Annotated in this window: 20 protein-coding genes and 1 pseudogene; 9 read left to right on the top strand and 12 right to left on the bottom strand. The window is 59.5% G+C overall.

Annotated features, from left to right (window positions below):
• The first annotated feature begins 329 nt into the window (after positions 1 to 329).
• The gene (locus ACF6ZU_RS24410; protein ID WP_392887765.1) at positions 330 to 1,826 is read left to right on the top strand and encodes a methyl-accepting chemotaxis protein; all 1,497 of its coding nucleotides are present in this window, start codon (positions 330 to 332) and stop codon (positions 1,824 to 1,826) included.
• Between the two features lie 81 nt (positions 1,827 to 1,907).
• Here the strand turns inward: ACF6ZU_RS24410 and ACF6ZU_RS24405 are convergent, their stop codons facing one another.
• The 8 genes from ACF6ZU_RS24405 to ACF6ZU_RS24370 all read right to left on the bottom strand — a co-directional run bounded on the left by ACF6ZU_RS24405 (position 1,908) and on the right by ACF6ZU_RS24370 (position 12,484).
• Positions 1,908 to 4,385 carry a TonB-dependent siderophore receptor gene (locus tag ACF6ZU_RS24405; RefSeq protein WP_392887764.1) on the bottom strand — a complete coding sequence of 826 codons (2,478 nt, stop codon included), beginning with the start codon at positions 4,383 to 4,385 and terminating at the stop codon, positions 1,908 to 1,910.
• A 118-nt stretch (positions 4,386 to 4,503) separates the two neighbouring features.
• A complete protein-coding gene (locus ACF6ZU_RS24400; protein ID WP_392887762.1) occupies positions 4,504 to 5,460 on the bottom strand; it encodes a FecR domain-containing protein in 957 nt (318 codons plus the stop codon).
• The gene (locus ACF6ZU_RS24395) at positions 5,457 to 5,978 is read right to left on the bottom strand and encodes a sigma-70 family RNA polymerase sigma factor (RefSeq protein WP_392887761.1); all 522 of its coding nucleotides are present in this window, start codon (positions 5,976 to 5,978) and stop codon (positions 5,457 to 5,459) included. The genes ACF6ZU_RS24400 and ACF6ZU_RS24395 overlap by 4 nt, the downstream gene beginning before the upstream one ends.
• A gap of 125 nt (positions 5,979 to 6,103) precedes the next feature.
• Positions 6,104 to 7,150: an AbrB family transcriptional regulator gene (locus tag ACF6ZU_RS24390; RefSeq protein WP_392887760.1), complete on the bottom strand. Its 1,047-nt coding sequence runs from the start codon at positions 7,148 to 7,150 to the stop codon at positions 6,104 to 6,106.
• Positions 7,151 to 7,181: 31 nt separating this feature from the next.
• Positions 7,182 to 7,922 (bottom strand): transporter substrate-binding domain-containing protein, encoded by a 741-nt coding sequence (locus ACF6ZU_RS24385; protein ID WP_392887759.1) that lies wholly within the window; start codon positions 7,920 to 7,922, stop codon positions 7,182 to 7,184.
• Positions 7,919 to 8,632 (bottom strand): TerC family protein, encoded by a 714-nt coding sequence (locus ACF6ZU_RS24380; RefSeq protein ID WP_392893904.1) that lies wholly within the window; start codon positions 8,630 to 8,632, stop codon positions 7,919 to 7,921. The genes ACF6ZU_RS24385 and ACF6ZU_RS24380 overlap by 4 nt, the downstream gene beginning before the upstream one ends.
• 65 nt (positions 8,633 to 8,697) lie before the next feature.
• On the bottom strand, positions 8,698 to 9,846 hold the full coding sequence (gene prpF / locus ACF6ZU_RS24375) for a 2-methylaconitate cis-trans isomerase PrpF (protein ID WP_392887757.1): 1,149 nt from the start codon (positions 9,844 to 9,846) through the stop codon (positions 8,698 to 8,700).
• Between the two features lie 31 nt (positions 9,847 to 9,877).
• Positions 9,878 to 12,484 carry an aconitate hydratase gene (locus ACF6ZU_RS24370; RefSeq protein WP_392887755.1) on the bottom strand — a complete coding sequence of 869 codons (2,607 nt, stop codon included), beginning with the start codon at positions 12,482 to 12,484 and terminating at the stop codon, positions 9,878 to 9,880.
• A 352-nt stretch (positions 12,485 to 12,836) separates the two neighbouring features.
• On the opposite strand from ACF6ZU_RS24370, the gene ACF6ZU_RS24365 reads away from it, so the two are divergent.
• Together ACF6ZU_RS24365 and ACF6ZU_RS24360 are read left to right on the top strand one after the other, a co-directional pair.
• Positions 12,837 to 14,153 carry a CitMHS family transporter gene (locus ACF6ZU_RS24365; RefSeq protein WP_392887753.1) on the top strand — a complete coding sequence of 439 codons (1,317 nt, stop codon included), beginning with the start codon at positions 12,837 to 12,839 and terminating at the stop codon, positions 14,151 to 14,153.
• A gap of 42 nt (positions 14,154 to 14,195) precedes the next feature.
• Positions 14,196 to 15,158: a GntR family transcriptional regulator gene (locus ACF6ZU_RS24360; protein WP_392887752.1), complete on the top strand. Its 963-nt coding sequence runs from the start codon at positions 14,196 to 14,198 to the stop codon at positions 15,156 to 15,158.
• A 266-nt stretch (positions 15,159 to 15,424) separates the two neighbouring features.
• On the opposite strand, the gene ACF6ZU_RS24355 is transcribed toward ACF6ZU_RS24360, so the two are convergent.
• Positions 15,425 to 15,991, bottom strand: a complete 567-nt coding sequence (locus tag ACF6ZU_RS24355) for a hypothetical protein (RefSeq protein WP_392887750.1) — start codon at positions 15,989 to 15,991, stop codon at positions 15,425 to 15,427.
• A gap of 207 nt (positions 15,992 to 16,198) precedes the next feature.
• Between ACF6ZU_RS24355 and ACF6ZU_RS24350 the strand changes: the two genes are divergently transcribed.
• From ACF6ZU_RS24350 to ACF6ZU_RS24335, 4 genes are all read left to right on the top strand, one after another.
• A complete protein-coding gene (locus tag ACF6ZU_RS24350) occupies positions 16,199 to 17,368 on the top strand; it encodes a PDZ domain-containing protein (protein ID WP_392887748.1) in 1,170 nt (389 codons plus the stop codon).
• A gap of 81 nt (positions 17,369 to 17,449) precedes the next feature.
• Complete coding sequence (locus tag ACF6ZU_RS24345; RefSeq protein WP_392887746.1) at positions 17,450 to 17,902, top strand: thiol-disulfide oxidoreductase DCC family protein; 453 nt, start codon at positions 17,450 to 17,452, stop codon at positions 17,900 to 17,902.
• The gene (locus ACF6ZU_RS24340; RefSeq protein ID WP_392887744.1) at positions 17,899 to 18,267 is read left to right on the top strand and encodes a DoxX-like family protein; all 369 of its coding nucleotides are present in this window, start codon (positions 17,899 to 17,901) and stop codon (positions 18,265 to 18,267) included. Before ACF6ZU_RS24345 ends, ACF6ZU_RS24340 begins: the two co-directional genes overlap by 4 nt.
• A 223-nt stretch (positions 18,268 to 18,490) precedes the next feature.
• Entirely contained in the window at positions 18,491 to 20,029 is a 1,539-nt protein-coding gene (locus tag ACF6ZU_RS24335) for a cryptochrome/photolyase family protein (RefSeq protein ID WP_392887742.1), read from the top strand.
• A 9-nt stretch (positions 20,030 to 20,038) separates the two neighbouring features.
• Here the strand turns inward: ACF6ZU_RS24335 and ACF6ZU_RS24330 are convergent.
• The 3 genes and pseudogenes from ACF6ZU_RS24330 to ACF6ZU_RS24320 all read right to left on the bottom strand — a co-directional run.
• A pseudogene (locus ACF6ZU_RS24330) lies at positions 20,039 to 20,228 on the bottom strand (hypothetical protein); the annotation flags it as partial.
• Positions 20,222 to 21,208, bottom strand: coding sequence for an AEC family transporter (locus ACF6ZU_RS24325; protein ID WP_392887740.1), 987 nt, complete (start codon positions 21,206 to 21,208; stop codon positions 20,222 to 20,224). The pseudogene ACF6ZU_RS24330 and the gene ACF6ZU_RS24325, both read right to left, overlap by 7 nt.
• Before the next feature lie 73 nt (positions 21,209 to 21,281).
• The gene (locus ACF6ZU_RS24320) at positions 21,282 to 22,469 is read right to left on the bottom strand and encodes a mandelate racemase/muconate lactonizing enzyme family protein (protein ID WP_392887738.1); all 1,188 of its coding nucleotides are present in this window, start codon (positions 22,467 to 22,469) and stop codon (positions 21,282 to 21,284) included.
• 182 nt (positions 22,470 to 22,651) lie between these two features.
• Here ACF6ZU_RS24320 and ACF6ZU_RS24315 point away from each other — a divergent pair, with 182 nt between their 5' ends.
• Both ACF6ZU_RS24315 and ACF6ZU_RS24310 read left to right on the top strand, forming a co-directional pair.
• Positions 22,652 to 23,386 carry a FadR/GntR family transcriptional regulator gene (locus ACF6ZU_RS24315; protein WP_392887737.1) on the top strand — a complete coding sequence of 245 codons (735 nt, stop codon included), beginning with the start codon at positions 22,652 to 22,654 and terminating at the stop codon, positions 23,384 to 23,386.
• A gap of 397 nt (positions 23,387 to 23,783) precedes the next feature.
• Complete coding sequence (locus ACF6ZU_RS24310; RefSeq protein ID WP_392887735.1) at positions 23,784 to 24,389, top strand: flavodoxin family protein; 606 nt, start codon at positions 23,784 to 23,786, stop codon at positions 24,387 to 24,389.
• Positions 24,390 to 24,395 lie beyond the last annotated feature (6 nt).

Genomic DNA, 24,395 nt, shown 5'->3' with positions numbered 1-24,395 from the left:
CACGTATACGTAGAGGGTGCTGCCCATCATCGGAATGTCGGCAAATTGGCTCGTCCAGACACTCCCTTTGCTGTACTACCGGTCTGACGACCGCGACCGGCGATAATAGTTGCATAAGACTGCAGCGTGCTTCCCCCGCTTGTCGGGCGAAGGCAACCCCGGCTTTCTCCCCCGTCAATTCAGCATGACTTGCCTCTATTTCTGACATTGAACGCACTTCGCGTGGCCGACCCGGCAAGAGTGATGGCCAACGGCTACGCTCCTCACGATTTCCCGAGTACGCCCCGCCCTTGCTTCATCCCTCGCGCAATAACATGGAGTAAACGTGCATGCCCGTCCCCCCTCGTTTCCACGAGCACTACCGCAAGGCCGACCGCATCATGCTGGGGCTGATCTGGCTGATGTTCTTCTTTGCGGTGGTCCTGGCGTTCTGGCACGACACCTTTATCCAGGCGTTTGTCATCGGGGGCGGCACGAGCCTTATGCTGACGCTGCTGTATCGCGCCATCGGCGGCTCACGCTGGATGCGCTGTTTGCTGGCCACCGGCTTGATGATCATGGCCGCGTTGCACATCAATCAGGCCGAGGGTGTCATCGAGTCCCACTTCGGGATTTTTGCGTTGCTGGCGGTGCTGACGTTTTACCGCGACTGGCTGCCCATCCTGGTGGCCGCCGCCGTCATCGCCGTGCATCACGTGGTCTTCCATGCTCTGCAACACCAGGGTTTCCCGGTCTTTGTCATGGCCCATCACGGCGGCTGGACGATGATTTTCGTTCACGCCTTTTATGTGGTGATGGAGACGGTCGCCCTGCTCTACCTGGCCGTGCACAGCCAGGCTGATGCGGTGGAAAGTCAGGACATGCTGGACAAGATGCTCGCCGCCACCTCGCAGCTTGCCGTTGGTGCGCGCAAGGGTGACAAGGCTACCGCGCATGTCTCGCTCGCCGAGCGTTTCGATCAGTTCATGACGCAGATCACCGCGCTGGTGGATGGCGTGGTTCGCGACTCTCACGGCCTCGGTGAACTGGGCCAGGAGATTGCCAAGGCCAGCAACACACTGGAGAAAGGCGCCAGGCATCAACTGACGGAGATCGCCCAGATGACGGGTTCGGTGCAACGGATGGGCGACGCCATGGAACACATTGCCGTGCACGTCGAACACGCCGCGGAGCATGCCGGCCAGGCCAGCGTGCAGATCACCCGAGGTCAGGAAAGCGTCAATCGTGCGCAGCAAGAGATCACGCAGCTGGCCTCACGCCTCAAGGGCACCAACGACACCGTGCAGGTGCTGGCCGGTCAGGCGCAGCAAATCGGCACGGTGCTGGAAGTCATCAGCAGCATCGCCGAACAAACCAACCTGCTGGCCCTCAACGCCGCCATCGAAGCCGCCCGCGCCGGCGAGCAAGGCCGCGGCTTTGCCGTGGTGGCCGACGAAGTGCGTAGCCTGGCCCAGCGCACGGCCATCTCCACCAAGGAAATCAGGACGATCATCGAGGCCTTGCAAAACGGTAGCCGCCAAGCCGTCGAGGCGATGCATGCCAGTCACGAAGGTGTGGAACGTTGCGTCGAAGACAGCCGGAACGCAGCGGCGATGTTGCAGGCGATTGGCGGTGACATCTCGCACATCGATGAGCTCAATGGGCGCATCGTCACCACCACCCGCGAACAGTCCACGGCGAGCGTCGATATTGTCGGGCGCTTGCAGTCGGTGCAGAGCATCGCGCAGAACACCGCGGATGATGTGGAGACGCTGGCGTTGAGCAGCCAAAGGTTACCGCCGATTGCGGTGCGGCTGGATGCGTTGGGGCGCACGTTTCATCAGTGATGATCAGGATGCCCCGGATAAAAAAGCCCGGATCCTGCGATCCGGGCTTTTCTTTAATGGGGCATGCGTCGTCCGTCTGCGTTAGAAGCTCGCCTTGACCGATACCATGAAGTTGCGTGGATCCCCGTAGTAGTTGCCGAAGCTTTCGGTACCGATGGTCGCGTAGTAGCGCTTGTCGAACAGGTTGTTGCCATTGAGCGCCAACGACCAGGTGTCGTCGATGCGGTAACCGATGCGGCCGTTCCAGACCGCGTAACCTGCCTGGCTGATTTTTTCGCCGCTGGCCGGTGAAACCCGGAAGTTATCGCTTTGCGCGTTGACGCCAGCACCGAGGGTGAAGCGCTCAAGCGAACCGCTCAGGGCGTAATCGCCCCACATGCGCAGCACATGGCGCGGCACATAGCTGTTGAACGCGGCGCCATTGAGGCTGGTGTCGATGTCGTCGAGGGTTTTGGTCTGGGTGTAGGTGTAACCCGCCAGCAGTTGCAGGCGCTCAATGACTTCACCGCTGATCTCGGCCTCGAACCCCTGGGCGCGGACCTTGCCGGCATTGACGTAGCAGTAGCCATCGGATGAAGGGCACGACGAGTTGTAGTCCGTCTGCGCCTGATCTTTCTGAATCGTGCGGAACAGGTTGAAAGAGCTGTTCAGTCGTCCGTCGAACCAGGCGCCCTTGATCCCCAGTTCATAGCTCTGGCCTACCAGCGGCTTGAGCGCCGAACCGTCTTCCGAGCGGTAATTGCCTTGCGGGGTAAAGATGTCCGAGTAACTGGCGTAGGCCGTCAGGTTCTCGTTCAGGTCCAGCAGCACACCGGCGAACGGCGTGACCTGCCCGCTCTCGGTTGTACTGGAATGCTCCGAGGTGCCCGTATTGATGAAGTCGGAGTCGGTATCGGAGTTGTACCAGCTCACCCGGCTGCCGACGACCAAGGTCAACGGATCAGCCAGTTTCAACCGCAGCGTCGAGTAGATGCCCTTCTGTTTCGTCACCGAATTCACCGGCCCGCCGCGAGACGAGTTGTCGATGAAGTAACTGTCATCCGGCTCCGGGATATGTTTGTCAGGATTGAACACATTCTGCCGCTGCGGCAGAAACGCCACCGAGTAGAAGTCGTCCTTTTTCGCACGGCTGGCGTTGGCGCCCAGGATCAATTCATGTTGCTGGCCGAACGCGCTGAACTTGCCATCCACGTAGGCATCCAGGCCGTAATCGACTTGATCGTAGTCGTACATACTGCCCAGCATACCGGTGGTGTTCATACCGGGCGTCACAGCGCCGGAGGCGAATGCGTATTTGATGTCCTGGGTGTTTTTCGTATAAACGCTGGCGACCTTCAGGTTCCAGTCGTCGTTGATCCGGTGGGTCAAATCACTGAAGACGGTGGTGCGCTGGCTGCGCCAGGTGTTCCACGAGGGATCGAGGCAGGTCGAGCGGCTGAGCTTCAAGTCGCTGCGATCCCGGTAACGTGGCAAGCCGCCCCAGCAAGGGCTGGCATCCACATCTTCATAGGCGATGCCCAACCCGAGGGTGGTGTCGGGGCTCAGATCGGCGTCGAGCGCGCCGTAATACACCTGATCCTTGCGGCTGGCGTCGTCTACCGAGTAATGCCGGGTTTGCTCGGCGACCACGGCCCGCCCACGCAGGGTGCCGGTTGCGTTCAGCGGGCCACCGGTGTCGACCTGCCCGCGGTAATTGTCCCAACTGCCGCCGGAGAGCGTGATGTCGGTGTGCGGGGTCGTTTGCCCGCGTTTGCGCACGAAGTTCACCCCGCCGGCGGTGCCTCCCGCGCCTTTCATCATTCCCGCGGCGCCGCGAAGGATTTCGACACGGTCGTAGTACGCCATGTCACCGCTGAAGCTGTCGGCCTGGACATAGAGGTTGCCCATGTCCAGCGGGACGCCGTCGTATTGATACTGGCCCGACATGCGGAACCCGCGCGAGTAGAAATACTTGCCGCCCATGGTCGAGTCGTAGACGGTGATGCCCGGGGTCTTTTCCATGACCTGGTCGATGGTGTTGAGGTTCTGATCATCGAGCATCTTGCGTGTCATCACCGTGACCGACTGCGGCGTTTCCTTGAGTGAATGCTCGCCCTTGCCGATCGTGACCGCGCCAGTGGTGTAGGAGCCGCTGTTTTCGGTGGTCGCGCCGAGCTGTTGTCCGTTGATGTTGGTCGCGCCCAATTCCAGCGCCGAGCCGGCCGTCGGTGCCGGGCGCAGGACATAAGTGCCGTTGGCCTGGGGTTCGGCTTGCAAGCCGCTGCCACGCAGAATGCGCGCAAACCCTTCGTTGATGCCGAACGCACCGTCGAGGCCCGGAGACTTCAATCCTTCGAGTTGTCGCGCATCAAAGGAAATGGCTGCACCCGCCGCACTCGCGAACTGGCTGAGCACTTCGGTCAGGCTGCCCCCGGGAATGTTGAACGACTTCACCGAATCCTGCTGTTGCGCCGGCACCTGCGCCGCCATCGTGGCCGTTGTCCAGACGCCGGCCGTCGTCGCCAACAGGCCGACCGTCACTGCGGTCGCCAGACGACCAGACTTGTACACCCGAGACATGCTTACCCTCCCCCAATAACCATCAGTAAAAACTCACTGAGGGATGAGCCGAACGATGCGTATGAAAAGTGCAAAGGCAGGAGAATTATTTTCAGTTCTATCGCGAGCAAGCCCAAATTCAGGGCAAATCATGGCGCGACACATCGACCCAATAACGGCTGAACCGGGTGATCCGCAGCGACAACCCGCTCTCCAGCGCAGCCAGCGCCAGGTCGGTGTTATCAACGGGAAATGCACCGGACACCTTCAGCTGGGCAATGCGCGGATCAAAGCGCAGCACACCCGGGCGATAGCGCGAAAGGTCAGCCAGCAATTCGGCCAAGGGACGATTGATCGCAATGATGCTGCCCTTCTCCCAGGCGCCGACCGCCGCATCGTTGCGCCGAATGGCACTCAACGAATGACCATCGAAATCCAGGGACTGGCCGGCCTCCAGACGCAGCGTCGAGCCACCGCCAGCCGAACGCACTTCTACCGCCTTCTCGAGCACCGCCACCCCACCGCCCTGCTCATCGGACCGGACGATAAAACGCGTGCCGAGCGCCAGCACCTCGGCATGCCGGGTGAGCACCTTGAAGGGTCGCTGCGAGGGATCGACAGCGGTCGTCACCCGTATCTCGCCGCGCACCAGTTCGAGCACCCGCTGATGGCCGTCGAAACGAAGATTCACCGACGTGTCGGTATTGAGCAGCAGCGAGCTGCCGTCGGCCAAGCGGAACTCACGGCGCTCACCCACCGCCGTGCGGAAATCGGCGAACAGGTTGCGTGAGGTTTCACTGCGCCAGCCCAGCCAGCCCAGTGAACCGGCCGACGCAAGCACCAGCACGCTGCGCAACACCTGTCGCCGGGATCGATCCGCCCCACGCAACGCGGGCGAAGCCAGGGCACCCGGCACACTGGCCATCTGCTCGCCGACTTCCGCCATGCGTTGCCAGGCTTGATGATGGGCAGGATCGGCAACCAGCCAGTCGTTCCAGGCGGCCAGTTCCGCATCGGTGGCGACACCCGAGCGAAGCCTGGCGTACCAGCGGGCGGCAACGCTGATGGCCTTCAACTCAGCGGGAGAAAGACTCATGCCAGCTGCAACTGAATCTGCATCAGGCAGCAGTGTTCCATGGCCTTGGCCATGTAGTTGTTGACCGTGCGGGCACTGATATTCAAACGCTCGGCAATCTGCGGGTAGGTCAGGCCATCGAACTGAGAAAGGATGAATGCCTGTCGGACCTTCGTTCCCAACCCTTGCAGCAAACGATCGATTTCCATCAGCGCCTGCAACAGGATCGCCTGTTCCTCCAATGAAGGTTGCTTCCATTCGGGCATCGCCGCCAGGGCTTCCAGATAGGACTGCTCCAGCGAACGCCGGCGGAACAGGTCGATCAGCAAACCCTTGGCGATCATCGACAGGTAAGGTCGCGGCTCACGAATGTCCAGCGCACTGCGCGCCTTGATGACCCGAACGAAGGTGTCCTGCGTCAGGTCCGCCGCATCGAACGCATTGCCCAGACGCTTGCGCAGCCAGCCATTGAGCCAACCGTGATGGTCGCAATACAGATCATTGACGGCGCTACGCAGGGATAAATCGTTGGCGGACATGACGATGGAATAATTCGCGAGTGATAATGACTCGCATTGTCAGGCGTGCGCAGGGTGATTTGCAATAGCCACTTTGACTGGCAAAGTCCGGTCCTCCGTGACGTCGAGAATTGATCAACCGCCCTCTAGCGCTCTACCCGGTCAAGCCACCAGCGATAAACAGGCTCCGCTAAAAAGAGCACAAGCAATATCCGAAGTGTCTGCATGGCTGTTACCAAGGCCACCGCCAGGTGCAGCGTTTCAGCCGTCAGGCTCATTTCGGCAATGCCACCGGGCATCATGCCCAAGGTCAGGGACCGGATGTCCCCCGAGATGCACCCTCCGATGCCGGCGGCGGCCAAGGCGGCAGTCACTACCATGACGCAGGTCGCGATGAAACTACGGGCAAGAAATGCCGGGGCATATCGGAAGAAGGAACGTTCGAAGAAACAACCCAGGCTGCTCCCTATCAACAACTGCCCTGTCTGGCTTGCTCCGAAGGGTAACCCTATGTGCAAATCGAACCAGGTGCTCGCGACGCCGGTCACCAGCAGCGGCCCGAACAACCACGGATTGGGCTGACGAAAACGCTGCAGTAGCCAGGCCACGCCACCCCCGAGAAAAAACACGATGCTCAACCAGTACCAGTCCACCGGTGCAGTGACATGCTCAAGGTTGGCATTGCCGGTAAGCAGTTTGAACACCGCCGGTACGGTGAGCACCACCACCACGACTCTCAGCGTCTGGGCTGCGGCAACATGGCTCAATTTCGCGCCGTTGCGCTGACCGAGATTGACCATTTCGGCAGAACCACCCGCCATTGAAGAAAAGAAAGCCGTGGCCTTGTCTTCCCCGCCCCTGCGCATGATCCAGACACCCACGCCACTCACCGCCGAGGTAATCAGCGCCCCTGCCAAAACCGGAAGAATATTGAGAAGGATTTGCTCCATGACGTAGGCATTGAAGTGCAGGCCGATGCCAATCCCGACTATCCACTGACCTGTCTTGCGGCCACCCGGCAATGGCTGGACATTCAGCGGGCTGAAGCACCGAACCAGCAACACCATGACTAACGAGCCAATCATCCACGGCAACGGCCAGTGGGCATAGGTCGCGAGTACGCCACCCATACCGCCCAAAACAAGGGTATAGAGAAAACTGCGCTGAACTACGATGCCCGAGGCCTTGGTCATTTCTGTTTACCCTGAGGTGATAAAGGCACGTTCAGTACGCTGGCGGCCGCACCACTCGAGCATCAGGTTGCCCGCTGTCGGCGAGCGCCTTGGCCACGAAACCATCCTCCACGCGACGACGGATAAAATCCTGAATGTATTCAGCCGCGAGCGTTCGTTCCTTGGGCACCACCATCGCCTGGCGAATTTCCGTGAAGTTGTCGCCCAGCACCCTGACGCCCTGAGCAGACCTGGCAAACCGCTCCAACGGCTGGCGAACCCCCGCCGCCGCCTCTAATCCCTGCTCAAGAAACAGATCGACAGCGCTCGCCGACGTCTCGCCTCTGACGAGTGCCGCTCGCTGCAATGTGCGCGTGAGATACAAGTCATAGGCGGCACCCCGGCCGACAGAAATCCTGTGGCCCTGCTCATCGAGGTCCGATGCACGTTGGAACGGGCTTTGCTCTCGAACAAGGTAGGTGCCGTCGATACTCACGTAAGGTTCTGAAAAGGCGATCTTCTGCGCGCGTACTGGCTCGATCGCCAGGAACGCCAGGTCCCACTGCCCGTCTTCCATGGCGGCAAAGACCTTCCCGGCGGCATCGTAGGGGGTCAGTCGAGTGGCGATACCCAACTCTTTGGCCAATGCATGGGCCAGTGCAACAGAAACACCGCCCAAATCGCCGGTGTTTTCATCGCGCTGGGCCAGGACGGGATTGCCCAGATTGATGGCCACCCGCAATACACCGCTGGGGGCCAGATCCTCACGCACAGCTTCCCTGTCGACGTTCATGACTGCTCACCTCTTTCCGATTCAGCAGGCGCATCGCCCCCGGTTTGCTGGCGACTCTTCACAAGCATTCCAGCCATCAAGACCAATGCCGCGCCGGCCAACCCGGCGGCGTAATGCGACCACGCCGGAAGGCTTGGAAGACTCACATCGCTGGCCGCCATGTTCCCGGCGATCCAGCCCAGCAACGCAGCGCCGAGGGTGATGACCACTGGAAAGCGATCCATGAAGTGAAGCACCAGCTTGCTGCCCCAGATGATGATGGGAATGCTGATGACGATGCCGAAAATCACCAGCTCCAGGTTTCCGTTGGAGGCTCCCGCGACCGCCACAACGTTATCCAGGCTCATGACGGCATCCGCGACGATAATCGTTTTGATTGCACCCCACAGTCGTGGGCTGGCAGTGAGATTGTCATGCGCGCTCTCCTCCTCTGGAACCAGCATCTTGATGGCGATCCACAACAACAGCACCGCACCGATGAGCTTGAGCCACGGCAGCGCCAACAGTTGCAGCGCAAAGAAAATCATCACGATGCGCAGGACTATCGCGCCCAGCGCGCCACCGATAATGGCGCGATTACGCTGGGCCTCTGGCAGCTTGCGGCATGCCAACGCAATCACAACGGCGTTATCGCCTCCGAGCAAAATGTCGATGGCGATGATTTGCGCCACTGCCAGCCAGAACGTTGGCGTATTGAGTAGTTCGATCAAAGTCAGCACTCCGGGTCTCTGTGAACGCGCTCATGCCGAGCGTGGCTCGGCATGACGCTGGCGAATCAAACCGCTTCGGGGATACGTACCCAGCCTTCCATCAGTCGACGAGCACTACGGCTCATGACGGCTTTTTCGACGGTCCAGGCCCCTTCGACCAAGGCGGTTTTCGCCCCTACCGCGACGCTGCCCGCCGTATGTCCCATGCGCACCTGACGATCTCCGATGTCGCCGACGATGCGATTGACCAAGGTGCCTTCAAGCGCCGCGGCAACCGCAACGGCTACAGCGCCGGTGCCCGTGATCGCATGGTGAAGCTTGCCCATCGAGAGAATTCGCGCAATCACGTCGATGTCGCCTGGCTCCACCTGTTTGCCACCCGCCGCCCTGTAGGGCTGAGGTTTGGCGATCATGCAAAGCTTAGGCGTGTGAGGACGCAACCGCGTCGCTTCCTCCGCGCTTTGCGCCAACCCCATGGCCACCGTGCAATGGGCACGAAGGGTCTCGAGCCGTGCAAGCAACTGAGCGTCACCGTTAACCTGGTCTTGAGTTTCCGTGCCCTTCAGGCCCACCTTGTCCGCTTCCACGAATATGGTCGGGTTGCCGGCATTCAGCAGCGTTACTGCAAGCGTACCGAAGCCTGGAATGTCCAGTTCGTCGATAGCCTTGCCGGTTGGCAGGATACTGCCATCCGAACCGCCGGGATTGAGAAACTCCAGGACCACTTCGGCGGCAGGAAACGCTACGCCATCGAGCACGAAGTCACCCGCCTCCTGAACTTCACCATGGCGCATCGGAACGTGGGCGATAATTCGCTTCTGGATGTTGGCTTGCCAGATGCGGACAACCGCGATGCCGTCGCGCGGTGCGTCCACCAGGCCTTCGGATATCGCATAAGGGCCCACCGCCGAACTGAGATTGCCGCAGTTACCGGACCAGTCAATGACCGGTGTTTCAATCGCCGGCGCACCGAACAGGTAATCGACGTCGCAATCAGCGCGGCTGGACTTGCCGATAACCACAACCTTGCTGGTACTGGACGTCGCGCCGCCCATCCCGTCGATCTGCTTGCCATAGGCATCGGGGCTGCCAATCACACGCAGCAGGATCGCATCCCGCTCCGCGCCTGCCGACGGAAGATTCTCGTCAAGGAAGAACACGCCTTTGCTCGAACCGCCACGCATGTAAACGGCAGGAATACGTCTTTGGGTCATCTTGTATTTACTCCAACGGATCAGCGTTGCATCAATTAACGGATGCGTTCTTCAGGCTTTCGATCAGAAGCTGTGGCAGCAAACCACCGCTGCGGAAATAGCGGACGTCTTCGAAGGTATCGAGGCGGCTCACGACCGTGATGCGCTCGTGCTCGCCCTTCTCACGCTCGATCACCAGGGTGATTTTTGCGCCCGGCTGAAAGTCTTCACCGATGCCTTCGACACTGAAGGTTTCGCGTCCGGTCAGGCCCAGGCTCTGGCGAGTAACGCCGGCTTCAAACTGCAACGGAAGAATGCCGAGGCCGGCCAGGTTGGTGCGGTGAATACGTTCGAAGCTTTCAGCCACGACCACGCGAACACCCAGCAGACGCGGGCCTTTTGCAGCCCAGTCACGCGAGGAGCCACTTCCGTACTCCTTGCCGGCAATGACGATCAGTGACTGCTTGCGTTGTGCGTAGACCTCGGCAGCCTGGAAAATCGTGGTGACTTCTCGCTCGGGCAGAAGCAAGGTCCATGGCCCCTCACGGCCATCTTCAAGCAACTCGTTTTTCAGGCGCGGGCTTGCGAAGGTCGCCCTTTGCGCGGCCTCATGGTTACCGCGACGGGTGCCATATGAGTTGAAGTCCGCGACGCCGATGCCGTGTGATTGCAGGTATTGACCCGCATCGCTTTCCGGAAGAATCGCGCCAGAGGGCGAGATGTGATCGGTGGTGATGTTGTCCGAGAGCATGGCCAGCACACGCATGTTGCGCAGATCCCTGGTGGTGTCTGTGGCAGTCACCGCATCGCTCCAGTAAGGCGGTTTGCGGATGTAGGTGCTGCTCGCTTGCCAGGCATATTGATCGCTGACGCCGGCGCGCAGGTCGCTGGCAATCAAGCCGGCTTCGCGCGGAACATCTTCGTAGGCCTTGTCGAACAGATCGGCGGTCAGGTTATCCGCTTCGATTTGAGTCAATTCCTCATCGCTCGGCCACAACTCGTGCAGGTAGACCGGCACGCCATCGCCATCGAGACCCAAGGCGTCTTTTTCCGGGTCGATCAAATAAGTACCGGCAATCGCATACGCCACGATCAAGGGCGGCGACATGATGAACACTTCGCGCGCCAATGGATGAACCCGCCCCTCAAAGTTGCGGTTACCCGAGGTCGCCGCCACGGTTTCCAGTTTACGGGCACGAATTTCGTCTTCGATTTCGGTACTGAGCAACGGGCCGGACATGCCGTTACAGGTGGTGCAGCCATAGCCGACCAGGTTGAAGCCCAAGGCGTCCAGATCTTCATTCAACCCCGAGCGTTTAAGATAATCCGATACAACCCTGGAGCCCGGCGCAAAGGAGGTTTTTACCCACGGCGCTCTCTTCAATCCGCGCTTGCGAGCGTTGCGCGCGACCAGCCCCGCAGCAATGACCCCGCGTGGATTGGAGGTATTGGTGCAACTGGTGATCGCAGCCAGAACCACCGATCCATTGTCCAGGCCAGCAGGAAGATGGGTAACAGGCGCTTTCTGGCCCAGAACGATTCGTTGATGCGGCTGTTTGGGCCCTGCAATCGAACGTGCGACAGCGCTCAGGTTGAGCGTGACGACCCGGTCGTACTCAGCCTCCGCCAGGCTGTCATGCCACAGACCTTGCGCACGCGCATACGCTTCGGTCAGGCCTGAAATCTGCCCGCCCCGCCCCGTCATGCGCAGGTAATGCAGCGTCCGGTCATCAATCGCGAACATGGCCGCCGTGGCGCCGAACTCGGGCGCCATGTTCGACAGCGTTCCCCGGTCTGCGAGCGACAATTGAGGGACGCCGGGACCGAAGAACTCAAGGAAGGCTCCAATAACGCCCGCTTTACGCAACTGCTCGGTCAAGGCCAGTGCGATGTCAGTCGCCAAATAGCCCAGAGGCAAGGTGCCTTCCAGGCGTACGCCAACGATTTCAGGCAAACGCAACATCAGCGACTTGCCCAGCATTGCAGCCTCAGCCTCGATGCCGCCGACACCCCAGCCCAACACTCCAATTGCATTGATCATGGTGGTGTGACTGTCGGTGCCGACCAACGTGTCAGGGAACGCCCACAGTTCATCGCCGCGACGCTGAGTCCCCACGACTGTAGTCAGGCGTTCAAGGTTGATCTGGTGAAGGATGCCCTTGCCTGACGGAATGATCGAAAGGTTGCTGAATGCCTTGTTGCACCAGTCCAGAAACTGGAAGCGCTCGGCATTGCGTTCACGTTCGATGGCCTCGTTATCGGCCAATGCACTGGCATCGCCCCAGCGCTCGACATTGAGAGAGTGATCCACCACCAGGTGGGTGGGCGTGACGGGGTTGACCAGGCGTGGATTGCCACCTTGCTCAGCGACGGCATCTCTCAAACCCGCGAGATCGACAAGCGCGGGTGTGCCGAGCAAATCCTGCAGCACAACCCGAGCCGGCCGGAACGGAATGTCGAAGTCTTTCGAGCGGGCACTTATCACTTTCAATGCGGCTTCAGGATCGGCCTCACCCCGCAGAACGTTCTCCGCAAGGATTCGCAAGCTGTAGGGCAGCTTTGCGTAATCACCGCCCAGGTCAGTCACAACCCCACGGATATCACTGACGCGGTACTCGATTCCGTTTGCGGTAACGGTTCGACCTTTTGACATAGGCATTGGCTAATCCTCACAGGCTGCACGGGCAATGTTTTTGTGAAGGCGATATTGAACTTTGTCATGATATAGGTCAATCTCGATTCATCCGGTTCCTCTTGCCCCCCCTGAAATCGGATGTACCCAACCAACGATTTCTACTGTGCACAGTCGCTCCTCCGACGTAGCGCCCGGTCGGTACGGTAGAAAAAATAAACATAAGAAAATCGAGGCCCTCCATGATCAAGCGCACACACCCCAGCCCCGCCATCACTCCCTTTTGTTTCGAGCCTGCCTCGACTTGAGAACCCTGGTTCCAACACAGCCACGCCGCTGATGAGAACCACACACGTCTAACAAAAACGGGAGTTCAACCGTGCTAACAGTCCTTGGCTTTTCAATGGTCATCTGCTTCATGTACCTGATCATGACAAAGCGCCTTTCCGCGCTTATTGCATTGATCTTGATACCTATCATTTTTGCGTTGATTGGAGGCCACTACGCAGGCCTCGGCGCCATGATGCTCGACGGCGTCAAAACGCTCGCACCTACGGGTGTGATGCTGACGTTCTCGATTCTCTACTTCGGCATCATGATTGACGCAGGGCTCTTCGACGGGCTCGTGCGCTTCATCCTGAAAGTGGTGAAAGGCGACCCTCTGAAGGTCTCGGTAGGGACAGCCATTCTGACGATGCTGGTATCGCTGGACGGTGACAGTTCGACCACTTACATGATTGCCTGCGCTGCATTTCTGCCGCTGTACCAACGCCTGGGAATGAGCGTGCTGGGCATGACATGCCTGGTCAACATCGCCAGCGGCATCATGAACATCTCCCCGTGGGGCGGGCCTACGGCTCGAGCCGCAGCGGCACTGCATGTGGACGCGATGGAGATTTTCCTGCCGATGATTCCCGGCATGCTGATGGGCGCCGGCTGCCTGATCTTCACAGCCATAGTCATCGGAAGAAAAGAGCGTGCACGCCTGGGCATCCTCCACCTGGATGACTTTCATAAGGGGTCTATGGCGCTGGGTAATGGCTCGGCCGAAGAATGCGATGAAAATCGCCGCCCGAAAATGTTCTGGCCGAACCTGATCCTGACGTTAGGACTGATCGCCTGCCTGATCATTGGCGCCATGCCTATCCAGATCCTGTTCATGGTTGGCTTCGCGTTTGCCATCATGCTCAATTACCCGAACATCGAGCAGCAGAAAGCGCGTATCGCCGCTCACGCGACCAACGTGCTAGCCGTCACAGCTGTCATTTTTGCCGCGGGTATATTCACCGGGATCCTGTCGGGGACTGGCATGGTGGACTCCATGGCCAAGAGCCTTCTACATGTCATCCCGCCGAGCTTCGGGCCTTTCCTGGCGGTATTCACCGCGCTCGTCAGCCTGCCATTCACCTTCTTCATGTCCAACGACGCGTTCTATTTCGGCATCCTCCCGGTGATTGCACAGACAGCCGTTCAATACGGGATAACACCACTGGAAATTGCACGCGCATCGGTTGTGGGCCAGCCAGTGCACCTGCTCAGCCCGCTGGTTCCTTCCCTCTATCTGCTCGTTGCCCTGGCGAAGGTGGATCTGGGGGATCACCAACGTTTTGCCCTTAAATGGGCGATCCTGGCGAGCTTCGGTCTGCTGCTGGGGGGGCTTCTGTTTGGAGCGTTCCCGTTCTATCAAGTCCGCTGACGCAGGCTTTGAGCGCAAAGCGATTCCGGCAGAGGCAAAAAAATGGTCCCTGCCGTTAAGCTTACCGACAGGCTAGAATGGTGCTTCCATGGTCAGCTCTATCTGGTTCTCGATCCAATGCCTCTAAGCCCTCTGCAAGCACGCATTGCGCGTGACATAGTTGCTCACGTGCGCCGCGAGCGCTTCGATGTAGGACATCACCTGGTCGAGTCACAACTGGCAGCAACGCTTAACGTCTCGCGCACGCCAGTCAAGTTTGCCATGGGGCACCTGGTTGAAAAGGGCATGCTCACCTACGACCGCAATCGAGGCTTTTTTCTAGCCCGTTCCAGTGATGAACTCGTGGATCTCGCCTCGGAAGTGATGGAGAGCAGCGACGATCCGCTATACCTGAAGTTTGCCGGATTACGCCTTGGCAGACAGCTTCCCGAGCTGTTTACCGAGATTGAATTCATGCGCCAGTTCGATGTGTCCAGGGCCGCACTGAGGGCGGTCCTTTCACGCATCCAGCAGGAAGGATGGGTTGAACAACGTGCAGGCCAAGGGTGGCGGTTTCTACCCATGATCGACTCGGTTGAGGCGTATGAAGAAAGCTATTCGTTCCGCGCAACCATCGAGCCCTCGGGCCTGCTCTCACCCGACTTTCAAATAGATCGTGAAACGCTCTCGACCTGTCGCAAACAGCAGGAGTTCATTGCCAACGGCGGTTACCTGACCATGACTCCCCAAGAGTTGTTCGAGGCGAACTCACTGTTTCATGAAACGCTGGCGGCCTGTTCCGGCAATCGTTTCCTGCAGCAAACCGTCCGCCGTCTCGACCAGTTGCGTAGGCTTGTGGAATACCGTCAAGCCAGCTCGCGAGCCCCGCGCAAAGGCCAGGCGGAGGAGCATCTCGCTATCCTCGACTGCCTGGAACGAGGGGATCGGCTGGCAGCGGCAGACCAGATGCGCAAACACCTTGAGCAGGCCCGACGTAAAAAAGTAGATCCTGCGCTTTTCGAGTAACGCTCCCCCCTTCTCACTTCCCTCCAGGCGCGACCTTACGGATCGCGCTCGCTTGCTCGTGCCCCGATGTTGCCATAAGACTGTCCTGAGACAGTCGCCGGCCTCCCATTCGAGCAATCAACACAAATTGATTTATACGAGAATATAAATCTCTTCAGCTTTAAACAAAGAAATCGCAAAGTGAACGCTCGCCTGAATACAACCCAATCAGCCGGCGCATCGATCAAGCGCCATCAACGGCAACCGAATCCATTGAACAAACCCCTTCACCTGCCGACAGGCCGCCACGTCGAGCCCTGTAGATAAGGAAACTGCTTGAGAAGTTCGGCGCGCAAGGCTTCTGCTCCCTGCAAGGTGTCGGTGCAGTTGACCACCGCGGAGTACGTTCGCAGGGTCAGCAGGAAGTCTTCGGAACCCGTCTGTTGGCAATGCTCGCTGGTGCCGATGGGTTGGCAAAACACCGGTCGCATCGTCGCGTCATAACCCTGGGAACGAGTGAATGCCTGGAACTCAGGCATCGCGAGACGGGCCGGTGTGCCGCTGAGTGCCGGGCCTTGCCAGACATTGGTAATGAGCCCCCTCGACGGATAATCGCTCAGCCCTTGAATTTGCCGGGCGTCGAACTGGGCCACACAGAACGAAATGTTTGTCGCGCTGTTCATGGGAGCGGCCGTGCGGGTATTCGGCGTTGGCGTTGCCGGTGGCTGCGACGCGGCCAATTGCGCCGTATCGGATGACTCGCTGATTTCAACCAGCATGTAGACGTTCGCGCGGTAACGCCAGACCTTCAGCTGTGCCGTGAAGCCAGGCCGGATACGGCGGGCAATCGACATGGTCTTCCCTGATGCCGGGGGCGTTGAGACAAGTTCGAGCAAACTACGTGTTAGGCCACCCTGCTGTCCAACAACACCCGGCGAAAATCGCCCGCTTTCGGCGATTGGACGAGCGGTATCCCGCCGGAATCATCGTCGATATACAACCTAACGGCACTTTGCCATGATGCGGCACGATCCGTTCTAACCCCATCACAAGGAAGCGAGATGCTTGCTAACGCCCTCAAGTCAGGCACCCGCTTTGCCTTTGTCCTCTCCCTCACTGGCCTGGCCGGTTGCGCCTCTGATGGGGGGATGACCGACGCCGCACTGTTCGGCGCGATGCTGCTGCCCATGCCGTCAGGCGTGGACAGCAGCGTAATGACGGCTGCCGTTGGCGTCGCGACCAGTGCCTACGTTGTGTCTTCGATAGCCAGTGCCGACTCTGACAGCGTCTCCCCGGCGACCTCCACGGTTTCCGCGCCCCAAGGCCTGCCGCCCATTGACCTGCAAAAACTGGTCACCCGGGAAACGCCTGACCGGTATCGCCCCAAGTCGTGCGACTACATCGAGATGGCCCTCAGCGAGGTGCCGATGTACCAGGCGAGCGCCGAGCCCGTAATGAAACAGGTCGGCAATGCCCGTAAAGAAGCGGCCGGTCAGGTGTGGCTTGAGAAAAGCTGCCAGCCCTCCAACTGGCCTCGCGGCAAGGTTGGCATCAGCATGGACACCATCGATCCGCAGCGGGCGATGGCCTTGTCGCAGCCGCCGGCGGGCGTGGTGGTGCTGGGGACGGTTCCGGGCAGCGGCGCGCAACAGGCAGGCATCGTGCCTCAGGACGTGATCGTGGCCGTCGATAACAAACCGATCGCCGACACCATCGATTTCCGGGTGGAACTCGCCAAGGTCGCCATCGGCTCGCGGGCCAATCTGAAGGTTTGGCGTGGCAACGCCTTCAGCATCGTTCCGGTAGTCGTGGGCCCTGGGGGAACCCAGGTCTCCGTGACCCCGGTGCCAGCCAACAGCGCAGCCGTTGCGCAAACCGTAACCTCGGCCGGCGCACTGTATTGCACCGCGGTGCTGTCCACTCAGCATACTTACGGCGCCACGGTCAGCCCGGTGAAATTGATCGCCGGGGCAGCGAACGACATGCAACCCTCGCTCAAGGGTTATATCGCCAAAGTGAAACAGCAACAGCCCGGCGTCTGGGGGGATTTCAAACTCAACCCCGCCGTTTGCGCGCCGGGTGCGGTGGTGTGCATGGCCGAGGCCAAAGGGCCGAGCGGAAAAACCCAGAACGCCTTCCAGTTCTGTCACCCGACACAAGCCAAGGCGGACACTGAGTTGAGCCAGATGCGCACAGGGGATCCGCAAGCGGTTGTCGTAGACTGGCCTTGAACACTTGGAGACAACAGGTTCCATCCTGCAAAGGCTGCGAACATGTGCAGCCACTGGAAACCTGCAACAACGGAACCGCCCATGCCAACCTCTCAAACCCGACCGTCACCCGCCCCCTTGCTCAAACCAGGCGAGACCGTTCTCCTGTTCGACGGCATCTGCAAACTGTGCAACGGCTGGGCAACGTTCCTGATCCGCCATGACCACCAACAACGCATCCGATTGGCGGCAGTGCAGTCCCCCGAAGGTCAGGCACTGCTGGCCTGGGCAGGCTTGCCTCTGGATCAATTCGACACGATGGCGGTGATCCGCGACCGGCACTTTTGGGTGCGTTCGGACGCATGCTTTGAGATCGCCGCCCTGCTGCCCGGCCGGTGGCGTGCGGTGATGCTTTTACGCATTTTTCCGCGCTGGCTGCGGGATTGGGCCTACGATCGTGTTGCCTTGAATCGCTATCGACTCTTCGGCAAATACGACACCTGTCTTTTGCCTGACCCCGATCATGAACAACGTTTTTTGAAAGCGTCGATTTGAACACTCTGACCCGGATCAACTGGATCGCCCGTGGCGGCCTGGCATTCATGTTTGCCTACCATGGCCTGGTGCCGAAGTTGCTGTGGCTGAGTGCGGGTGAGCGGACGATGATCCAGGCTCACGGGATCAGTCAGGTGGAGTTGTTCGCCAACCTTGCCGGCGTCGGGGAGATTGCACTGGCCTTGTGGCTGCTGTTCGCGCCACGCAGTGCGTGGCCGATCGCGATTGCCGCGACGGCGCTGACCGGCCTGTTGCTGGACGTCGCGATTGTGAATCCCTCGATGCTCAGGGAGGCCTTTAATCCCGTCTCACTCAATGTCGCCGGGCTCGCCCTGTGCGCGGTGGCGTGGTACAGCAAGGCTTGACGCCTTCCCTTCTGAACTACTGATTCAAACAACTGCAACGGCGTCTTCGCTTGGCCGAGCAGGGCTCGCGGGTGATTGCCCCAGACCAAACGCGGGCGTGTTGAAAAGGCCGCTGGCGTTTTTCGTCAAAACCTCTATAAGAACTTGTACATTAATATTTAAGTGTACAAGTTTTTATGACCACAGAAGCTCGACACCCGCCCCATTCACCGGATGCCGTTTGATGACCACCAATCGCCGGCTATGCCTGGTCTTGGGCGACCAGTTGTCTTTCGACCTCGCCTCCTTGCAGGACCTGGATACCGCGCGCGATACGGTATTGCTGGTCGAGGTGATGGAGGAAGCCACCCACGTCCCCCATCATCCGCAGAAAATCGTGCTGGTCTTCAGTGCCATGCGCCATTTCGCCGAGGCGTTGCGCCAGCGCGGCGTTCGCGTGCAGTACGTGACCCTGGATGATCCGCAAAACACCGGTTCGGTGCCGGGCGAGTTGCGGCGTTGGCATGCCTTGCTAACGCCAGAGGAACTGCACCTGACCGAGTGCGGTGACTGGCGTCTGGAGCAGTCGATCCACGAATGTGGTCTGCCGATGCAGTGGCATGTCGATACTCGATTTCTCTGCACCCGCGCTGAATTCTCTGCGTGGGCCGACGGCAAGAAGCAGCTGCGCATGGAGTTCTTTTATCGGGAGATGCGCCGCAAACAGCGGCTGTTGCTCAATGGCGACGGCAGTCCGGTCGGGGGTGCCTGGAACTTTGATGCGGACAACCGCAAGGCCCTGCCTAAAGGTGTGAAAGCCCCCCACCCGGCGCGCTTTTCCGCGGACTCGATCACCCGGGAAGTGCTGGCGCTGGTGCGCGATCGCTTCGCCAGCCACTACGGTTCACTGGAGTCGTTCGACTACCCCGTGACCCACGCTGATGCGCAGGCGCTGTGGGAACACTTTCTCGATTTTGGCCTGGCCGGGTTCGGCGATTACCAGGACGCGATGTCCAGCGACGAACCGTTTCTGTTTCATGCCCGCATCAGCGCGGCGCTCAATATCGGTCTGCTGGATGTCCGTCAGTTGTGCAGCGATGTGGAGTCGGCCTATTGGTCGGGCCGGATTGCGCTGAATGCCGCAGAAGGATTTATCCGTCAATTGATCGGCTGGCGGGAATATGTGCGGGGCGTCTATTGGCTGAAAATGCCCGACTACGCCAACGGCAATGCGTTCGGTAACAGCAGGCCACTGCCGGAGTTCTACTGGACGGGCAAAACGCAAATGAACTGCATGCGCCAGGCCATCGGTCAGAGCCTGGAACATGCCTACGCCCATCACATCCAGAGGCTGATGGTCACCGGTAACTTTGCCCTGCTCGCTGGCATCGCCCCGAGCCAGATTTGCGAGTGGTACCTGGCGATCTACATGGATGCCTTCGACTGGGTGGAGCTGCCCAATACGCTGGGCATGGTCATGCATGCCGATGGCGGTTACCTGGGTTCCAAGCCGTATTGCGCCAGTGGCCAGTACATCAAGCGCATGTCGGATTACTGCCGTGGCTGTGCGTACAAAGTGACGGAAAGCACCACCGACGATGCGTGCCCATTCAATGCGCTCTACTGGCATTTCCTGATGCGCCACGGCGACCTTCTGCGGGGCAATCAGCGCATGGGCATGCTCTACAAAAACCTCGATCGCATGCCCGACGCCAAGCAGGACGCACTCTGGCAACGCGGCCAGGCACTGCTTGCCCGGCTGGATGACGGTGAATCGCTTTAATCACAAGCGCTACGGGACAAGCTCAACGTAGCTCGACTCCCCGCCCCGCTTGCGCCCGATAACCAGCCCCATACGAACGCCAGGGTGGTACGCCCTTCGTGATCAACGCCCACCGTGCCACGCGACCAGCCGGCAAGAATCTCGCCGTCCGTAGTCAGGCAGTGAAAAGCAGCTCAATGGTATCGGGCCCCGTCACGCGGCGGCCAGTCCTCCATCAATCAGATAGATCGCAGCAGAAAACGTCACGATCGACAGCACGGTGCTGACCAGAATGGAGGTCGCGGCTTCACTCTGATAGGCACCGGTCTGGTTGGCAAACATGGCCGGAATCGTCGCCGACGGAAGCGCGCAAAGCAGGATCATCTGTTGGGCGTAAAGCCCGTGGGTGCCCAGCAAAACAGTGGCGGCGAACATCAGCACCGGGTGAATAAACAGCTTCAGCCCGAGGTTGGTCCACACCTCGCCGGACATTTTCAGTTTCTCCGACGACATGATCAGACCCAGGCACAGCAGGGATACGCCCGGCGTCGCCTTGCCCAGCAGCGTGAGTGATTCCGCTGCCAGGGGTGGCAACTTGATCTGCAGCAAGGACAGAAGAATGCCCAGCGCTGGCGCCCACATCAGTGGCCGGCGTACCGCCCCGGACAGGCTCGACACAAACGCCTGGGTGCCGCTGCCTTTTCCATCGGCGATGGTGAGCAACATGGTCGTCAGCGGGATCATCACCAGGCTGGCGACGAGGTTCAGCACGAGCACCGAATAGATGCTGCTGCCCGGTCCGTACATCGCACCGAGGATCGGGATGCCCATGAAGGCGGCGTCGGGGTAGCCGTTGACGAACCCCTTGAGCGTCGCAATCTTGAGATCGCGAAAGCGCAGCCAGCCGATCACCAGCGCAATCGTATACATGCCCATGATGCCGATGAACGTAGCCACGATGAACTTGAAGTCAAAGAGCTGTTCACGGGGCGTGCTCGCCATCCCGACAAACAGCAGCGCCGGAAATATCCAGCCGAGTACCAGACGGCTGATCAGCAGGCTGTCCGAATGGGTGAGCCGTCCGCGCTTGCCGGCGACAAAGCCGAGCAGGATCACGAACGCGACGGGTAAAAGTGGCCCTACGATTCTGTCTAGCATTTCCTCAATCCTCGTATTTGTTTTTATCAAGAATGTCGTCATGACTGATCGAGGCCGACACGGCGGCTGCCGCGCCGACTTCGATCAACGGAACAAGGCCGGGTGGCCTGTGCGGTCAGGGTTTGAAGCGGTAGTCGCGAATGACATCCTGATCGGGCTCGACCCCGAGGCCCGGGCCTTGCGGTACGTCGATGCGGCCGTTTCGCGGGATGATGGCGTCGCCATAGAGTTGCGCTTCGAGGTCGAAATAACGCCATTCGACCAGTGACTTCGCACCACCCAGGGCCGCACTGCCATGCACGGCGGCCAGCAGGCCGGGACCGTCATAAAAGGCGTGGACCATTACGGTGACGCCGTGGGCGTTCGCCAGCGCATAGACTTTTTGCAGCTCGGTGATGCCACCCATTTTTGCCGGGCTGGGCTGAACGAAATCCACCGCGCCGGCTTCGAGCAGATGCTGGAAGTCCATCAGCGTCGACGCGTTCTCGCCTGCCGCAACCGGAATGCCACCCTGCTGGCGTACGGTCGCCAGGCCTGAATAGTTTTCCGGCGGCCACACTGGCTCTTCGAGCCAGCGCAGATTCAGCGGGCGCAGTTTTTCGGTCATGTCCAGCGCTTCGCGAACCGTCCACGGGGCGTTGACGTCGAGGGTGATTTCCACGCCAGGCCCCGCGGCTTCGCACGCAGCGCGGATAACGTGGATATCAACTTCGTGCAGCTTGAGATGGCGAAAACCGCTGTCGACCGCGCGCTTCACATTGACGCGGATGAGCTCCGGGTCGGCATAGCGGATCAGGCTGGCATAGGCTGCAAGCGAAGTGGCCTCACTCCCGCCCAGCAACTGATAGATCGGCTGGCCGGCCGCTTTGCCAGCGATATCCCACAGCGCGATGTCGATCGCCGACAGGCCATAGATGAACGCGCCGCTGCGACCGAAGACGTGAAACTTCTTCTGAAGATCGCCCTGCAATTTCTCGCGTCGCGTGACATCACTGCCGATCAGCTCGGGCGCAAGAATCGTGTCGATCACAACTTTCACGGCAGGAATTGCCGTGAAGCCGAAGGTTTCACCCCAACCGACGATTCCGTCGTCAGTGGTGATCTTGACCAAGAGAGAATCAACCATCTGCAGGTCTTTGGGCCCCCACACGCCGCCGGCCGACGGGCCGCCGGTGGTGAAGGGAATTCGAAGCGGGATGGTTTCGATGCTGGCAATTTTCATAACACTGCGCCTCAAGCGGGTGGCAAAGGTGGCGCGGCGATTTGAAGGTCCGCCCGCCGTCCGGTTGAGAACAACGTACATGACGTCCTGTTGTCCTTCAACTGAACAACTGGGATTTTTTGTCAGACATTGGTCTAACTTTTTACTATCTATTTGTTTTTATTGGTTTTTATTTTTTATGCGATTGATGAAATACAGTTTTAACTGTCAGGAACAAGTCTCCTGATGTAGATTAAGAAGACAAGTGAGAGGGATGATCGAACATGAGTGAAATGAATGTGCAACCCGTCGCGCGACGACCTCACCTGGCTGAGCACATCGCCCGCTCGTTGAGCGACGAGATTGCCTCTGGACGCCTGCGACCGGGAGACCGTTTGCCGACCGAACAATTTCTCGCGCAAAACTTCGGCGTCAGCAGGAATGTGGTACGAGAAGGGATCGCAACGCTTCGCGCGCAGGGCCTGATCCAGTCACGCCAGGGCGTGGGCGTGTTCGTCTCGGCCACGACCCCATCGCCGGAACCCCTGCCGCAACGCGAGAGCGAACCCTCGCTGGACGGTGACAATACGATCCGCAACATGTTCGAAGTGCGCGCCGTGCTGGAGAGCCAGGCCGCAGCCCTTGCGGCGTCGCACATGACACCGCAAAAACTGAAAACGATTCAGGCAGCGGTCTTGCGGATGCAATACGAAGGCGAGCCGACGCTGGACACTGTCAATGCCGACCTCGACTTTCATCGGGCAGTGGCCGCGGCGTCCGGCAACGATTATCTGGAGACGATGATTCGCACGGTGCTCGAACCGATGCGCGCACTGATCACGATGACCTTTTCGCGCCGGGGCCCGGCGTACAGCAATATTCCCCACGCCGCACGCGGGGAACATGAAGAGCTGGTGCAGGCGTTTACCGACCGGAATGCGGCCGCGGCGCGCCAGATCATGGGGCAGCATATTGTCAGCGCAGCCTCACGATTCGGTTACGACATTAAGTTTTTCTGACTCCGCCTGTTGTTTCATTGTCCTACAAGAGTGATCCAGTTGTTCTTTTGCTTGCTGACGATGGCCGCAATCGCCAGCAAGCGGGCCTCTACAGATTGGTAGCGGGCCTGATTACTTGTCTGTGGCTTCCGCTTTGCTCTCCCCCCTAATTCCGACGATGCCCCTCAGCCAGAACGCTTGGTGCCGCCTGCCTGCGCCTTCAAAAAAACGCCGCCCTGATTAGTTACACCAGGTATCAACTGTTGTTTCAAATCGCACATTTATCGAAGTGCCTAACATAAATATAGTGAGCCCAAGAGTTTCGAGAAGTAAGCCAGCGGCAACTCTTCATCAAACAATTCTGCGACCACTCCTCAATGGCCGGCAGTCGATGCATACCTCACAGTTGAGCACTCACATGCCTATAAAAGTTGCTGTTATCTATCACAGCGGATACGGCCACACCGCCAATGTTGCGAGCGCGGTAGCGCGTGGCGCGGAAAGTGTCAAAAACACCCAAAGCCTGCTTGTTCAAGTTGAAGACATCGATCAGCACTGGGCTGCACTTGAGCAAGTGGATGCCATTATCTTCGGCACCCCGACTTACATGGGCAGTGCTTCGGCCCAGTTCAAAACGTTTATGGATGCCACATCACGTCATGTGTTCGCCAAAGGCGGTGTCTGGGCGGACAAGGTGGCTGCCGGCTTCACCAACGCGGCGTCGCGTTCGGGTGACAAACTGGCAACGCTGCAACAGCTCACCATATTCGCTGCCCAGCACTCCATGCATTGGGTCAACCTGGGCTTGCCGCCGGGCCACAACAGCTCCACCACCACCGAAGAAATGCTCAACCGAGACAGTTACTTCATAGGCGTGGGCGCCCAGTCCAACTTCGACGAAGGCCCGGACGTCGCCCCAAAAAATCCCGACATTCTGACTGCAGAACATCTGGGCGCCCGTGTAGCTCGCGTGGCCCGAGAGCTTGTGGAAGGCCGTCGCATTCTGGCCGAACAACTCCCTTAAAGAAGA

Origin of the sequence: Pseudomonas migulae (assembly GCF_043225285.1) — a bacterium.
Taxonomy (GTDB): Bacteria; Pseudomonadota; Gammaproteobacteria; order Pseudomonadales; family Pseudomonadaceae; genus Aquipseudomonas; species Aquipseudomonas migulae_C.
This window is presented reverse-complemented; position numbering and strand designations above follow the sequence as displayed.

Excerpts from the sequence above, each read along its gene's own strand:
- ACF6ZU_RS24385 (WP_392887759.1), bottom strand. The coding sequence starts at position 7,922 with ATGAACGTCGACAGGGAAGCTGTGCGTGAGGATCTGGCCCCCAGCGGT.
- prpF (WP_392887757.1), bottom strand. The coding sequence starts at position 9,846 with ATGACCCAAAGACGTATTCCTGCCGTTTACATGCGTGGCGGTTCGAGC.
- ACF6ZU_RS24360 (WP_392887752.1), top strand. The coding sequence starts at position 14,196 with ATGGTCCCTGCCGTTAAGCTTACCGACAGGCTAGAATGGTGCTTCCAT.
- ACF6ZU_RS24370 (WP_392887755.1), bottom strand. The coding sequence starts at position 12,484 with ATGCCTATGTCAAAAGGTCGAACCGTTACCGCAAACGGAATCGAGTAC.
- ACF6ZU_RS24315 (WP_392887737.1), top strand. The coding sequence starts at position 22,652 with ATGAGTGAAATGAATGTGCAACCCGTCGCGCGACGACCTCACCTGGCT.
- ACF6ZU_RS24355 (WP_392887750.1), bottom strand. The coding sequence starts at position 15,991 with ATGTCGATTGCCCGCCGTATCCGGCCTGGCTTCACGGCACAGCTGAAG.
- ACF6ZU_RS24325 (WP_392887740.1), bottom strand. The coding sequence starts at position 21,208 with ATGACGACATTCTTGATAAAAACAAATACGAGGATTGAGGAAATGCTA.
- ACF6ZU_RS24310 (WP_392887735.1), top strand. The coding sequence starts at position 23,784 with ATGCCTATAAAAGTTGCTGTTATCTATCACAGCGGATACGGCCACACC.
- ACF6ZU_RS24395 (WP_392887761.1), bottom strand. The coding sequence starts at position 5,978 with ATGTCCGCCAACGATTTATCCCTGCGTAGCGCCGTCAATGATCTGTAT.
- ACF6ZU_RS24405 (WP_392887764.1), bottom strand. The coding sequence starts at position 4,385 with ATGTCTCGGGTGTACAAGTCTGGTCGTCTGGCGACCGCAGTGACGGTC.
- ACF6ZU_RS24335 (WP_392887742.1), top strand. The coding sequence starts at position 18,491 with ATGACCACCAATCGCCGGCTATGCCTGGTCTTGGGCGACCAGTTGTCT.
- ACF6ZU_RS24345 (WP_392887746.1), top strand. The coding sequence starts at position 17,450 with ATGCCAACCTCTCAAACCCGACCGTCACCCGCCCCCTTGCTCAAACCA.
- ACF6ZU_RS24410 (WP_392887765.1), top strand. The coding sequence starts at position 330 with ATGCCCGTCCCCCCTCGTTTCCACGAGCACTACCGCAAGGCCGACCGC.
- ACF6ZU_RS24390 (WP_392887760.1), bottom strand. The coding sequence starts at position 7,150 with ATGACCAAGGCCTCGGGCATCGTAGTTCAGCGCAGTTTTCTCTATACC.
- ACF6ZU_RS24400 (WP_392887762.1), bottom strand. The coding sequence starts at position 5,460 with ATGAGTCTTTCTCCCGCTGAGTTGAAGGCCATCAGCGTTGCCGCCCGC.
- ACF6ZU_RS24320 (WP_392887738.1), bottom strand. The coding sequence starts at position 22,469 with ATGTACGTTGTTCTCAACCGGACGGCGGGCGGACCTTCAAATCGCCGC.
- ACF6ZU_RS24350 (WP_392887748.1), top strand. The coding sequence starts at position 16,199 with ATGCTTGCTAACGCCCTCAAGTCAGGCACCCGCTTTGCCTTTGTCCTC.